The organism is Deltaproteobacteria bacterium (genome assembly GCA_016213065.1).
Lineage (GTDB): Bacteria > UBA10199 > UBA10199 > SPLOWO2-01-44-7 > SPLOWO2-01-44-7 > JACRBV01.
In genome coordinates, this window is the sequence record JACRBV010000121.1 from 1 (window position 1) to 13,829 (window position 13,829).

14 protein-coding genes are annotated in these 13,829 nt (G+C 45.1%); 6 read left to right on the forward strand and 8 right to left on the reverse strand.

All coding sequences use genetic code 11. The annotated features are described in order from the left end of the window. The 7 genes from HY877_07110 to HY877_07140 all read right to left on the reverse strand — a co-directional run. On the reverse strand, positions 1 to 394 hold a 394-nt coding region (locus HY877_07110; GenBank protein ID MBI5300041.1), incomplete at its 3' end, for a hypothetical protein. A gap of 75 nt (positions 395 to 469) precedes the next feature. Continuing rightward, entirely contained in the window at positions 470 to 724 is a 255-nt protein-coding gene (locus HY877_07115; protein MBI5300042.1) for a type II toxin-antitoxin system HicA family toxin, read from the reverse strand. Next, complete coding sequence (locus HY877_07120; protein ID MBI5300043.1) at positions 721 to 927, reverse strand: 2-oxoisovalerate dehydrogenase; 207 nt, start codon at positions 925 to 927, stop codon at positions 721 to 723. The genes HY877_07115 and HY877_07120 overlap by 4 nt, the downstream gene beginning before the upstream one ends. A gap of 49 nt (positions 928 to 976) precedes the next feature. After that, a complete protein-coding gene (locus HY877_07125) occupies positions 977 to 1,432 on the reverse strand; it encodes a response regulator (protein ID MBI5300044.1) in 456 nt (151 codons plus the stop codon). A 315-nt stretch (positions 1,433 to 1,747) separates the two neighbouring features. Next, complete coding sequence (aroE, locus tag HY877_07130) at positions 1,748 to 2,557, reverse strand: shikimate dehydrogenase (protein MBI5300045.1); 810 nt, start codon at positions 2,555 to 2,557, stop codon at positions 1,748 to 1,750. After that, positions 2,532 to 3,455, reverse strand: a complete 924-nt coding sequence (locus HY877_07135; GenBank protein ID MBI5300046.1) for a bifunctional riboflavin kinase/FAD synthetase — start codon at positions 3,453 to 3,455, stop codon at positions 2,532 to 2,534. The genes aroE and HY877_07135 overlap by 26 nt, the downstream gene beginning before the upstream one ends. A 50-nt stretch (positions 3,456 to 3,505) precedes the next feature. After that, the gene (locus tag HY877_07140; GenBank protein ID MBI5300047.1) at positions 3,506 to 6,214 is read right to left on the reverse strand and encodes a PDZ domain-containing protein; all 2,709 of its coding nucleotides are present in this window, start codon (positions 6,212 to 6,214) and stop codon (positions 3,506 to 3,508) included. Positions 6,215 to 6,355: 141 nt separating this feature from the next. Here HY877_07140 and HY877_07145 point away from each other — a divergent pair, with 141 nt between their 5' ends. The 3 genes from HY877_07145 to HY877_07155 are packed head-to-tail and all read left to right on the forward strand — an operon-like array spanning position 6,356 to position 10,045. Next, positions 6,356 to 6,964, forward strand: a complete 609-nt coding sequence (locus HY877_07145) for a hypothetical protein (protein ID MBI5300048.1) — start codon at positions 6,356 to 6,358, stop codon at positions 6,962 to 6,964. A 3-nt stretch (positions 6,965 to 6,967) separates the two neighbouring features. Continuing rightward, positions 6,968 to 8,452: a hypothetical protein gene (locus HY877_07150; protein ID MBI5300049.1), complete on the forward strand. Its 1,485-nt coding sequence runs from the start codon at positions 6,968 to 6,970 to the stop codon at positions 8,450 to 8,452. Between the two features lie 9 nt (positions 8,453 to 8,461). Next, complete coding sequence (locus HY877_07155; protein ID MBI5300050.1) at positions 8,462 to 10,045, forward strand: sulfite exporter TauE/SafE family protein; 1,584 nt, start codon at positions 8,462 to 8,464, stop codon at positions 10,043 to 10,045. Positions 10,046 to 10,067: 22 nt separating this feature from the next. Here HY877_07155 and HY877_07160 read toward each other — a convergent pair whose 3' ends face one another. Continuing rightward, on the reverse strand, positions 10,068 to 10,946 hold the full coding sequence (locus tag HY877_07160; protein ID MBI5300051.1) for an EI24 domain-containing protein: 879 nt from the start codon (positions 10,944 to 10,946) through the stop codon (positions 10,068 to 10,070). Between the two features lie 160 nt (positions 10,947 to 11,106). Here HY877_07160 and xerD point away from each other — a divergent pair, with 160 nt between their 5' ends. The 3 genes from xerD to gcvT all read left to right on the forward strand — a co-directional run. Then, positions 11,107 to 12,033, forward strand: a complete 927-nt coding sequence (gene xerD / locus HY877_07165; GenBank protein MBI5300052.1) for a site-specific tyrosine recombinase XerD — start codon at positions 11,107 to 11,109, stop codon at positions 12,031 to 12,033. 168 nt (positions 12,034 to 12,201) lie between these two features. Continuing rightward, complete coding sequence (gene folD, locus HY877_07170; protein MBI5300053.1) at positions 12,202 to 13,071, forward strand: bifunctional methylenetetrahydrofolate dehydrogenase/methenyltetrahydrofolate cyclohydrolase FolD; 870 nt, start codon at positions 12,202 to 12,204, stop codon at positions 13,069 to 13,071. A 68-nt stretch (positions 13,072 to 13,139) separates the two neighbouring features. Further along, positions 13,140 to 13,829, forward strand: a 690-nt coding sequence (gene gcvT / locus HY877_07175; GenBank protein MBI5300054.1) for a glycine cleavage system aminomethyltransferase GcvT, incomplete at its 3' end; no start/stop codon positions are given.

The window sequence follows — 13,829 nt, forward strand, 5'->3', positions numbered from 1 at the left end:
CTACCCCCCCCCCCCCCCCCGCTTCAATGCGATGTGGGATATAGGTCAGAATATTGTCAACCAATCGTGGGTCATTGCGACATTCCAATCTGGGCTCCGGAGAAGATGGAGTCCACAGAACCTGCTTAATTTCACTAAATTTCCCATACCTCATGTATCCCCTGAGAATTTCATCACCTCGTTTGGGGTTAACGACAGTGATACGCTGGAGGAAAGCTTTGATCTGGCCCGGCTCATTGTGATGTTGATCCATAACAGCCGCCAAAACCTCGTCGTTGCTGGCCGGTGTTGCCGTGGCTTCGCCGACGGTAATGATACCATCCCCATCGGTATCGATACTTTTCTGTGGAATACTCGTACGATCGTATGAAAATCCTTCAATTTTTTCAGCCATATTTCCACCTCAAACCAAGGTTATAGAACCTCTATATTGTTATCGGCAGGAATAAGAGGGAAAGTTGCGTGGTTTTTAATATTTTTTATTGCCAAAAAGCTTTGCAATCAGATCATTGCGACTCAGTAGAAAATGCCCTGCAACATCGGTCAAAATAGCCGCCAACGTTCCTATTTTCAAACTTTGGTGATTGGGGACGGTCACATGATGTTCGCCTTTTTCGCAAGTGGTTAGCCGCACATGGCTTCCCGTTTGCCTTGTGATTGTGTATCCCAGAATTTGGAGTGATTTCGCAAGAGCAGCACCCGATAGATCTCGGGGTAATTTCATACGGCAATGACCTCTTCCCTGACGAAATGAAGATGGATGACTTTTGGCTCTGTTCCTTTTTCAAAATGGCATTGCACGGCTTCCCGTATATTTTTGTGGAGGCTTTCCAAATCATCCGCCTCTGTGAAAATGGAGGCTCCCAACGCCCGCGCCGTAAACCCCCCTTCAATGTCTTCTTCAACGAGAAAAACGATCTCTTTCATAGGCATAATATATTGTTTAAAAACAGATTTTTCAAGGAATCTTTGGGATTTACAATGTCCACTCGGTGATTTCGGGGTTGTCTATGTTTTCGCTGAAGGAGTCTTCGGCCATGTCTTGAAACACATTTTCTCCGGCCACAAGACGTTGCAACAAGACGCAGACATCTTTCAGGGAGCGATACGGTTTGTGAAGGAGGTGACATTTGAGTCCCACGAGGTCAAAACGCGAGAGATCGGTTCCATAACCGGTGGTTAACAAAATTTGCATTGAGGGATTTTTTTTGCGGGCCAGTTTCGCCAAGTCATAACCATTCATGGCGGGCAAAATAACGTCGCTGATCATCAAATCAATTTCTTTTTCTTCCAATATCTTTTTCGCATCCTCGGCATTTGAAACGGCGAAATATTCCTTCACACCCAAGTCTTCAATCAACCGCTTCCATAGGTGCCGGTAGGTGGAATCGTCTTCCACCAACAACAAGATTTTCTTTTTTTGTTTTGCCATACACTACTAATCCCTACAAGTTTTGTGCCACAGAGAGCGAAAATTCAAGCTGTTGAAAACACTTGTTATTTGGGAATTCACGTTTCGAAAAAAACAAAAATATGGGTGAGAAAATACCTTTTTGATTTTGAAACACACCCAGTCAGTTTATTGACGGTTTATCGGGCACATCCGGAAACCGTGATAATTGGGAACCTCCCAAAACTGCTCAGATGCTATGGCTGAGCGAACCCGCAACCGGAGCATACCTTTAATGGTATGTGAGGATTGCGGGTTTGCGGGCAACAACGCAGATGGGCAGTTTTCGGAGGTTCCCTATCGGCAAATTTTGCGGATTTGAGCGGGATCAACATCAATACCGGTCCACAGTTTTAGGTTCCATTTTGCTTGATAGACCAGCAGGCATAATCCGTCGAGGGTTGAAAGTTTGAGGTGCTTGGCTTGTTTCAAAAGTTTTGTTTGAAGGGGTTTATAGACAATGTCGCAAACCAGAGCCGTTTTGGGAAGATATTCCAGCGGAAGATTTAAGGAAGCGGAAGTTGCATGAATCAAGAGATCCGCTTTTGCGAAAAGATCGCGACGCCCTTTTTGCGTGAGATTTAAAGCCTGCCATTTGGTCTTCGGAAATTTCTTTTTCAAAAAAGAGACAACTTTTTTAGCGCGCGCGGGGGTACGATTTAAAATGGCGATATGCGCCGCGCCTTTCTTGGCGAGATTTGCGGCAATTCCTTTTGCGGCTCCCCCTGCCCCCACAATCACAATATTTTTTCCTTTCGGAGCAAAACCTTTTTTTTCCAAAAGAGCCTCCAAAAATCCGATGCCATCAGTGTTAAATCCGATGAAACGGTTTTTGTTCCGCACAATAGTGTTCACCGCCCCGCTTTCTTTTGCGGTCACATCCAAACCATCCAGAAAAGGGATTACCGATTCTTTGTAGGGCGACGTCACATTCAAACCCTCTACATCGATCAACTTCATGCACAAAATCAGATTTTTGAGATGTTCCTTTTCCACCTGAAACGGAAGATAGCGACAGGCAAGATTTCGCTTTTTGAAAATGGCGTTAAAAATTTTTGGAGAACGCGTATGGTTTAACGGTTTACCGATGATGCCGAAGAGTTTCATGAAATTTCAAAGCCTCCGTAATATCTTTTTGAATTTGTGCCGCCAGCGTTTCTGTATTTGGAAATGTCCACTCCTCACGCAACCAAGTTAAAAATTCAACTTCAATTTCTTTGTCCAGCAAATTCCCCTCAAAACCGATCAAATGCGTCTCAACAGAAAAACCCTTCCCGGGAAAAGTGGGATTGAATCCAACACTGGTCGCCGAAGGCCATGATTTTTTTTGTTTTTGGTCAATTGTCCATTGTCCATGGTCCCTAGTCCGTATCCTTGTTCGCGTAATATAAATTCCTGTTTTTGGAAGTAATTCATTTTGATAATGCAAATTGGCGGTGTGAATGCCCATCTTCCCGCCGATTCCGTATCCTTTCACAACGGAACCGATCAACGCAAAGGGTCTGCCCAGCAATTCCGCCGCGAGGCCCACATTGCCCGAAGCAATCAACGTGCGAATTTGCGTGGAACTCATCAAAGTTTCATTCGCAAACTGCGCAGTGGTCACATGCAACGCGATTTTGCTTTCCTTGCAAAAAGTTTCCAAAATAGAAACGGCACCACTCCGGTGAACGCCGAATGTAAAATCATACCCAACCCAAAGTTCCTTTGGTTGGAGACGTTTTTCCAGAATTTGGTGAAAAAATTTTTCGGGCGTAAGATGTGAAAAAGAAATGTCAAACGGTTCCAAAATAACAATTTCCACGCCCAGTTTTTCCAACGCTTCCAGTTTTTGTTCCAGTGTCTGAATCAGGAGCGGCGCGGTTTTCGGCGCCAACACTTTTGCCGGATGCGGTTCAAAAGTATAAACGCAAGGGACCCATCCTTTTTTTTTGGTTGTTTTGACAAGATCGTGAAGAATGGCTTGATGGCCCAAATGAACACCGTCAAAATTACCCAAGGCCACACCAAGTTCCGTTTTTTTATCTTTCCAATTTGAAGAGCTGTGAATGACTTTCAGTTCTCCTCCAATGGCGGTGTCTCATAATGAACCACCAAAAACTGCCTAGACACAAGATTGGTTTTATCTCTGGCCGTCATACTAATGATGTTGTTTCCCTCTTTCAGGGTTAACGGAACCTGAAAAGGAAAAGTTTGGAGATCTTTGGAGTTGGCTTCATAAAACACCTTTTCTTCTTCTCTGAAAATATAAATATCTTTGACTCCCTGATCGTCTTTCACCTCACCTTGAATGATAAAGGGATTTTTATTGATGTTCCCGCCCTTGCTTGAAATGGTGATAGCGGGAGGAATGTAAAGCACTCCGGCTACCGGGCTTAATGTGGCAGACGACACGTTGAAGATAACATCTTGTTTGGAAATGACGAGCAAATCGGGATCGGCGATCAGCAATTCAAGGCGAAAGCTCTCTCCTTCCCAAGCAGGATCGATGTGAAAGCGTAAATTAGCGGTCTGTGTCTTTCCCGGTTCAAGATTTTCCAGCGCCACACGTCCCTTTTCGATAAAAATTTCTTTTCCTCCCAAATTGCGGAGCGACACAACAGGCGCTTTGGATACTCCTTCGCCTTCGTTCGTTACCTTAACCGTTAAATCAATTGGTTGGCCCTTCGCCAAATGGGAGGGTTTGCCTTCGAGAAAATATTGATGGGCAAAACGCGGCCTTTTCAACCCTTGAATCGGAATAATAATTTCCGCGTCAGGAGGAGCATGGTCTCTCCCTTCATTGAATTTTAATTTCAACGTCACCTCTTGAGACAATGCCGAAGGGGGAATTTTGATTTTTGTCTCCCATTTCCGGCTTTCACCGGGTGCCACTTTGCCAAAAGCAAATTCCATATTTTTAAATAATGGCTCCTCGGCATCGGACTGCGCCACAAGACGGTAAAAAGGAAATTGCCCCACATTTCTTAAAGCGATTTGCAAGGAAACGTTATCCCCCGCCACCGCTTTTTTGACCGGCTTACCGTCTTTCAAAAGCTGAAAGTTGAGTTCGGCCTGTGAAGTTTCTTTTGATTCACCAAGACTCCAATCAAATCCCAGTTTTTGAAAATTAGCGGCAATTTTTTTATCTTCCACGGACTGTCTTTCTTTGATCGCCTGCTTGGCCTCATCCAACATACTATGGCGGTTGGATGAAGAAAAAACATCCATGAGGGAAAGAGCCACTTCAGCGGCTGTATCTCCCTCAATTTTAAGATCGGTACGATATTCCTGTTCCTGATTTTCTTTGGGTGCCGGCACCAAAAACTTAAGTTTGTAATCCGATTTTTCCTGTTCCGTGGCGCTTTTATCCAAATGTTTTTCCAAATCTTTTTCGGTCATCAAGATATTTTCAAGGATATTAAGACGATTTTTGTCAACGATGATGGGTTCCAGTTCAATGTCGGGAGTGATGCCGATTGACTGAATCGACCGGTCCCCGGGGGTAAGATATTGCGCGATGGTCAACTTCAAAGCCGCTTCCAATGGAAGTTCATAAATACTTTGAACAGAACCTTTCCCGAAAGTTTTGTTCCCCACTATTACAGCCCTGTCGTTATTTTTCAGGGCCCCCGCAACAATTTCCGATGCCGAAGCTGAACCCTCATTAACCAGCACAACAACGGGCAAAGGCCCCTCCAATTCCTCTTCGGCGGCTTCTTTTCTATCCATCATCTTTCCACCCGGCCCCACCGTAGAAACAATCGTCCCCTCTTTTAAAAGATCATCCGCCAGATTAACGGCCTGATCCAAAAGCCCGCCCGGATTGTTTCTCATATCCAAAACAATCCCTTTCAGTTTATTTCCGTTTTGCATCATGGAACGAAGTTGCGTTTCAAAATCCGTGGCGGTATTTGCCTGAAAACTTTTTACACGAAAAAAACCGACATCATTCCCCTGCGGTGTTTTGACCAGTTTCGACTGAACCGCTTCGATATTAATGACGGCCCGTTTGAGCGTCATAATCAATGGTTCCAATTTACCGTTTCTTTCAATTTTAAGAGTTACCTTTGTTCCAACGGGTCCGCGAAGATGCTCAACCGCTTCGGTCAGGGTCATGTTGATCGTTGATTCATCGTTAATCTGAATGATACGATCTCCGGCTTTAACGCCGGCTCTCCACGCGGGGGTTCCTTCCAGTGGGGCGGTTACGGTCAGGCGCCCGTCCTTAAGCCCGATGACAATTCCCAATCCGCCGAATTCCCCTTCGGTGCCGACACGAAATTCACGGTAAACATCAGGAGATAAAAAATTGGAATGAGGATCGAGTTCATTTAACAATCCGTCTATCATGGCAAATTCAATTTCCTGTTTGTCGGTATCTTTATTGACGTACGTCCCCATGAACTCCAGAACATCGCGGAGACGCGAAGCCAAACTCGACAAGTCGGATTGAGGATATTTAAACCGCTTTGTGGCTTGATCGACCGTGACACCGCAAAAACTGGGTTTTTCACATTTTACCAAAATTTCGGGAATGATTTTCTGCACTTGATTGAGACCTGCTTCAAACATCGCAGTGGGGTGAATGCGGGAAGGATCAACATAATAACGCTGAACATAGGCCAAAGACCGGGTCAAAAGCCTAGCCTCTCCCAAGGGATAGTTGGGGTCGGGCAGAGGGGCGGAAAATGCGAGTTGTGGACTAAGGACTATGGACCATGGACCATGGACAAAAAAAACAAACAAAATTAAGCGGAAAAATTTGGAAAAAGATTTGTGCATGAGCGGCGGGCATCCTATGGATTTGTTTTATACTTTTCAAGGACATTTCCTGACATTTCCTGATTCTCCTCACACACGCAACTTCTGCATCCCTTCCTGCCGATAACTTTAGTAGAGACTTAAAGGAAGTTTTTTTATAAAATGAAACTTATGAAATCTCCATGGATGTTCCTTCCACTGACCCTTCTTCTCCTTCTTTTCACCCCTGTTTCACAAAGTATGATGGTGCTTCCGGTAAATCTGGATGACTTGTCAAAACAAGCAGATATCGCCTTCCGCGGTGTTTGTATTGAAAAAACAAAGAGCGCTTTCACCCACCCTGACACAAAAGAAGCCATCCCCATTTGGACCTACACATTCCGCGTCGAGGAAGTTGTCAAAGGCAGTGTGGATCAATCCTTTTATCTGAAACAGTGGGCCCCTCTCTCGGCAGAAGAACCGCTCAAAGGAAATTATGGTCCTTTTTTAGCCACAACTACTTTTGATGTTGGAAAAGAATATCTGTTATTTTTAAGCGCCCCTTCTCCGTTTGGTTTCAGAACGGTCCTTGGATACGATCAGGGAAAATTTAGTGTGACGAAAAACGCGCAAGGCAAGAGTGTGGTGGTCAACCCCTATAACAATCGCGGTCTCATGCAGGGAATTCCCGCAAAAGGATTAAGCAAAAGCCAGAAAGAACTTTTGAAAGCTCCGTCAGGCCCGATTCCTTATGATGAATTTGTCCCTCTTGTAAAAAAGGCGGTTGAATAATTTATGAAGTCTCTGCGATTTCTTTTTGTTTTCTTTTTAATCCTTGGTCTATGGTCCTTGGTCACTAGTCCTTCCTTCGCCGCCAATCCTTGGTTTGTGGATACCGCGACTAAAACCGGCAAGCCGGCCCGATGGCCTTATGAAGGCACGCGTGAGAATGGTTTTTACACCATCTACTGGTTTTCTGATCCGGGTGCATTGAACGCGAAGTATGATAACCCCACGGCCGTGAAGATGATACAAGAGCTCTTCGAAAAATGGGTAGACGTCGATTTGAAAAGGGCGGATGGTCAGATTATCCACACTGCCATGTTAAAGTTTGAATGGTGCGGCAATCTGAACAAAAAGCGCGACGATGCATCGCCAGGATGTAAAAATAACGGCTATACAAACATCACCGACATTAAAGTCGATCCCGGAACCAACGATCACCGCGGAGTCAATGATTACCGCCAATTCGCCTTTCCCGATATGGTGAACCCCCCTCCGGTCGTCATTATTTTTGATGAAGATGGTTCCATTATTACAGATTATATGCAGGGAGACGCGACCGCTAAAAACGGGGTCGTAGGTCTTGGTCATAATACTCCCGGCAGTGATACACTCACGATCAAAACAGGTTTCGTGATTCTCAATGGCCGTATGGTCAACGGGAATCCCGTATCAACCAACGACAACGAAGTTCCCCTAGACAACTTCAAGGCGGCTATCCTGCATGAAATAGGACATCTGCTTAATCTGGATCATTCTCAACTTAATATGGATGTTGCGCAAAATTGTACCGGAGATAGTTGTCCCCAATCCGAGGGAATCACAACGATGTTTCCCTTTTTGTTCCCGGACAAAACGGCACCGCAATTGTCTTTGCATAATGATGATAAAACCGCTGTTTCATACCTTTACCCCAGTCAGAACTTTATAAATAATTTTTGTGTCATCGAGGGAGATATTGTGGATCCTGCTGATAAAGGGATTCAAGGAATCAATGTCACCACCAAAAACATGACCGACAATCCTTTGATTGATTCAAGAAGCTGGGTTTCCGGCGCTTTGTATCCTTCCTTTGTTCAAAACGGACACTATATTTTTCCCGGCATTCTGCCCAATCAGAATTATGAAGTGGACTATGAACAAATCAACGCTCGTTACCGTGATCCAGCTCAGCCCGCATCTGCCGTGGGACCCCTCTTGGGAGACAAAGCACCCAAGGATTTCCCACCGGGACAAATTGAGGGTCAGGGAAACACGCAAACGGTTCATTGCAGTCATGGCGGCGAAACGATCAGTATGCCCGCTTACAAGATGGATCTTGCGTCAACCACCCCCGGTGAAAGTTCAACACCGCCCGGAAATGCGGCTCAGACGACAAGCTCTTCCAAAAAAGGATTTTGCAGTCTCAACAAAAGCCAACCCTTCTCATGGGGCACCTTCCTTGGATTTTTGCTGATACTATTCATTCCACTTTCTTTTTACCGACGCCCGCAGTAAAAAGAGCCAATGAATTGCCTCATCGCTTTGTTCCTCGCAATAACAGTTGCTCACAGTCCCTTTCACATTTTAAATCCTGAAAGTCCTATTTCCATCGCTCCGGGCGAAACAAAAACCGTTTCTTTAACAGTAGAAATCCCCCCCAAATATTTCATCTATAAAGATAAAACCGACCTGCAATTCTTGAATCTCGAAGAAGTCATGGTCAAAAAAATTGAATTTCCTCCATCCAAAATTCATGAAGATCCCTACTTTAAAAAGAAAGTCGACGCCTATGAAGAAGAGGCAAAATTTCAGATCACCTTTTTTATGCCCGAGGAATCCACAGTGGGGAAAAGAAACGTGGAGGCGGTTTTAAAACTTCAGGGGTGTTCTGAGTCGTTGTGTTATCCCGAAGAAAGCCATCTGGTAGTTTTTAATCTCGATGTTGCCGCAACTTCTTTGCCCGACCAAAACTCCAAAACCGATACAACAACCCCCGCGCCGGAAAAAACATCACTGAAAGATTTGCTACACACCGCCGACTTTTCAAAAATTGCGGAGCAAAAATGGTGGATTGGTCTGGCCATTATTTTCCTTGGCGGTTTTTTAACCTCTCTTACACCGTGCGTTCTCCCCCTCATTCCGATCACACTTCTTATCATTGGAGTGCGCGCCGAACATCCCCTGCGACGCAATCTACTTTTGTCTTGCAGTCTTGTTTTGGGGTTGGCACTCACCTATTCTTTTTTGGGTGTGTTGGCCGTTGCGTTGGGAAAAAGTCTCGGATTTGTGTTTCAACAAAAATGGTTTGTGATTGTGCTCGCCTTCTTTTTCTTTTCGCTGAGTCTTTCCATGTTTGGTCTCTATGAAATTCATCTACCACGTCAATTGCGCCACCGCTTGCATCACATCAAAGGACACGGTGTCCTCGGAGCTTTTGCTTCCGGTATGGCCGCGGGCCTTCTGGCGGCGCCTTGCGCGGGACCTGTGATCGGTTCTCTTTTGATTTATGTCGCCACCACGCAAAACTATCTGAAAGGATTTGCGCTTCTTTTTCTTTACGCGTTGGGGATGGGACTTCTTTTTGTCGTATTGGGAACGGGTTTCGGTACTTTAAAAGATCGCTTCAAAGGTTTTACCGCCAGCCTCTGGGTCAAAAGAATGTTGGGTGTCTTGCTTCTTTCGGTCTCTCTTTTTTATGTCAACTCCGTCATTCCTTTCGAAAAAGGCATTTCCTATTTTTGGGAAACGCCACAATCGGTAGCGTGGATTTATTCCGAACAGGAAGGTTTGGCGCTGGCCCGCGAAGAAAATAAGATCATTCTTCTCGATTTTTATGCCGAATGGTGCGCGCCCTGCAAAGAACTGGATATCGGTTTTTTCAGGAGGCCGGAGGTCGTGGCTCTTTTGAAAAAAATGGTTCCGGTGCGCATTGACGCCACTTTCAGTGACAAACCATTCGTTGCCGCTCTCCTTGATAAATACAAGGTGGTCGGCTGGCCCACCCTTCTCTTCATTGATTCGTCCGGAAAAGTTTTGAAAGATTTAAGCGTCGTCTCGTATAACCCCGAACTTCTTTTGGAAAATATCAAAAAAGCGCTGGGAGAATAAAAAGACAGATTCCTCGCTTCGCTCAGAATGACAAATTGTGGTTTTTAGAGGTGTCCTTTATGAAATGATAAAGAAGTGTTCCGCCGACGACCATGGGGGGTTGGAGGAGGAGGGGGGCGAAGGGAATTAGGAAGGGAAGGCCAAAGCCCATGAGATAATACTTTGCGTGTCGGGCTTCATCTAGGCGTTTTTTAAAGGAAAAGAGTTGGTGTCCCATTGGAAAATCAAACGAGACAAATCCTAACGCCCACATCCCAAAGAGGCCTGTTAAAATGGCATAAAGAAGTCCGCCCACCGCCGGAATCAAATTCAAAACAAGTAACAGAATGGGAATGAGCAAGAAGAGAAGCGCTTTAAGCGTCTCCACCCACATCGCCTGTCCAATACTTTTGAAAAACCTTCCCCATTCTATTATGGGGGCTCGCGTCGCCCCCTCCAACAGCAAAGCCGTTGGAGCCTCCCCCTCTCGCTCGCTTCGCTCGCTAATTTGGCAGAGTCCTGTTACTTTTCCAGATAGCAGATCCAGAAATGGTGCGGACAAGATGAGATAAACAACAAAAGAAAGAATCGAGAGCAGAATCAGTCCCAGAAGAAAAAGAAGGAGTTTCAGAAACTGTTTTACAATCCAAAGTCCGGCGAAACTTAAACTCCCTAAAAACCCGTGTGCCTCAGGCAAAGCCTGCAACCCAATATGCGAAAGGAGGAATTGATAAAAACCGGTGTAATAGTGAATAAACAGACCCCAACTCAAAGCCAGCAAAAGAAAAGCAAGTATCCACGGGATAATAACCAGCGGCCACAACGAAGGATGCTTGAGCAAAAATCCGAACCCACGTCCCAAAAATTTAAAACCGGTAAGAAATTGAGAAACTCTCGACATGAATCTCTTTCCAGAACTCATTTCAAAACCATCTCGTAAACGAAATTTTGGATTTTTGAGCGAGACAAGGAAGATGAGTGAAAAACCGCGAAGCGTAGCTCAAGCTACGTTGAGCGGTTTTTCGCGAAATCTGACGAAGTCGTAGCCAAAAAGCCAAAGTTGCAGTAGAGATGGTTCTGAAATGAGTTCTATATTAAAATGGGCGCCAATGCAACCAGATTGGAGTCACACCCTCGACCATTATCTCAATTTCCTCAGAGTGGAAAAACGCCTCGCCAACAATTCACTGGAAGCCTACTCCAGAGATCTTCGACTCTTTACCGATTTTTGCCATTCACAAAAATTAAACGCGCTGGATCAGGTGACGGAGTTGTCCCTTCTTTCTTTTTTGATCCATCTTCACAAAAAAGGTTTGAAAGGAAAAAGTGTCGCACGCACTTTAGCGGCACTCCGTGGTTGGTTTGGTTTTCTGGTGCGGGAAAAATTATTGAAGACGAATCCGACGGACAAAATCGAATCTCCCAAGAGTTTAAAAAAACTTCCCCACGTTTTGGCTTTGCAAGACATCGATCAAATGTTGAAAGTCTGCAACCTCAAAGTCCCCATGGAATTGCGCGATTTCTGTATTCTTCAACTTCTATACGCCACGGGATTCCGCGTTTCGGAACTAACGCATCTCACACTCAACAATCTTCATCTCGAAGAGGGTTTTGTAATGACGATGGGAAAAGGTTCCAAGGAAAGACTTGTCCCTCTTGGAAAAGAGGCCGCCACAGCGCTCAAAGCATATTTGGAAACAGCACGCATGAAATTCGCTACAAAAAAAGCGACGGAGATTGTTTTTGTTTCGCAACAAGGTGGCAAATTAACGCGCCAGCGCGTGTGGCAATTGCTAAACCAGATCGCAAAAAAAGCGGGACTCAAGAAAAAAATCACACCGCATATGCTTCGTCACTCTTTTGCAACGCATCTTTTGGAACGCGGGGCCGATTTGCGAAGTGTGCAAACAATGCTGGGGCATTCGGATATCTCCACCACTCAAATCTACACGCACGTCTCTTCCACGCACCTGAAATCCCTCTACGACAAATTTCATCCGCGGTCTTGAGCAAAAAAAGCGATCAGCGGTCAGCAATCAGCTTTCAGCCTGCAAAATGAACGGGTGAGTCACCTTATGAACGTCTTCAATAAAATCAAAAGCTGATTGCTGACTGCTCTTTTGGGTTCACGTTGCTTCATTGACACCCACTTTATTCAACGCTAAACACCTCCACCAATGGCAATCCTCATTGATGGCAAAGCGCTTGCCGCTCAACACAGAAAAGAAACTGCGGAAGAGGTTCAGAAACTAAAAGCCAAGGGACTTCAACCCGGGCTCGCATTTATTGTTGTGGGCCTTCACCCCGCTTCACAAATCTACGTAAAAAATAAAGCGAAGGCATGCGACGAAGTGGGGATTGAAAATTTTACCAGTCGCCTCAGTGAAACTATTTCAGAAAAAGATTTGCTCACGCATATTGAAACGCTCAACAAAGATCCAAAGGTACACGGCATTTTGGTGCAACTCCCGCTTCCACAACACTTCAATACAAACAATATTTTATTTCACATTGATCCCAAAAAAGATGTGGATGGATTGCACCCGGACAACATGGGACGTCTCTATCTGAAACTGCCCGGACTGAAACCCTGCACCCCGCAGGGCATTATTCATATGATTGAAAGCACGGGGATTTCTTTACGCGGAAAAGACGCCTGCGTTGTGGGACGGTCCGCCATCGTCGGAAAACCCACGGCCGCGCTTTTGGAACAAAAAGATTGCACGGTCACGCTTTGCCACAGTCAGACAAAAAATCTTTCCGAAAAAATCCGGTCCGCGGATATCGTAGTGGCCGCAATCGGCAAGCCCAGATTCATTCAGGGGAGTTGGATTAAAAAAGGTGCTGTCGTTATCGACGTTGGCATTCACCGTATTTCCGATGGAGACGTCTCTGACGGAAACATCATCGGTGATGTTGATTTTGACGAAGCAAAAAATAAGGCAGGATATATTTCTCCCGTCCCGGGAGGCGTCGGTCCAATGACGATTGCAATGTTACTAAAAAACACCGTGCAAGCGGCAAAATACAGGACCATGGACCATTGACTAACTGCTTTTTATTTTTAGTCCATGGTCAATGGTCCCTTGTCCATAGTCCAATTTAAGGAGAAAAAATGACGAAAAAAATACCACTTTATAATGAACATGTTCAACTCGGCGCAAAAATGGTTCCGTTCGCAGGATTTGATATGCCCGTGCAATACAAAGGCGTTGTGGAGGAACACAACACGGTTCGCCATACTGCAGGACTTTTTGATGTGAGTCACATGGGTGAATTTTCTTTTACCGGTGCAGAGGCGCTTCCCTTTTTAAATTATCTCACCGCAAACAACGTTGCCAAACTCGTTGATGGCCAAGCACAATATTCCCTTCTCTGCAATAAAACCGGCGGACTTGTGGATGACATCCTTGTTTACCGGAAGTCGGCGGATGATTTTATTATGGTGGTTAATGCTTCCAACATTGAAAAGGACTGGAATTGGATTATTCAAAATCAAAAATCAAAAATCAAAGATCAAAATGACAGATTAAAAATCAAAAATATAAGTGAAGAGACTTGCTTATTGGCTTTACAAGGACCTAAAGCTGTCGAGATTATCCAAAAACTGACCGACGCCCCAATAACCGGTTTGAAAACTTTTCGGTTTGTCACCGCCACACTTGCTGGCCAAAAAGATTGCATCCTCGCAAGAACGGGTTACACCGGTGAAGACGGAGTGGAAATTTTTTGCAAAAACGAACAGGCCGTTCCGCTCTGGAAAGCCATTTTAAAAACCGGCGCACCCTACGGCGCACAACCAATC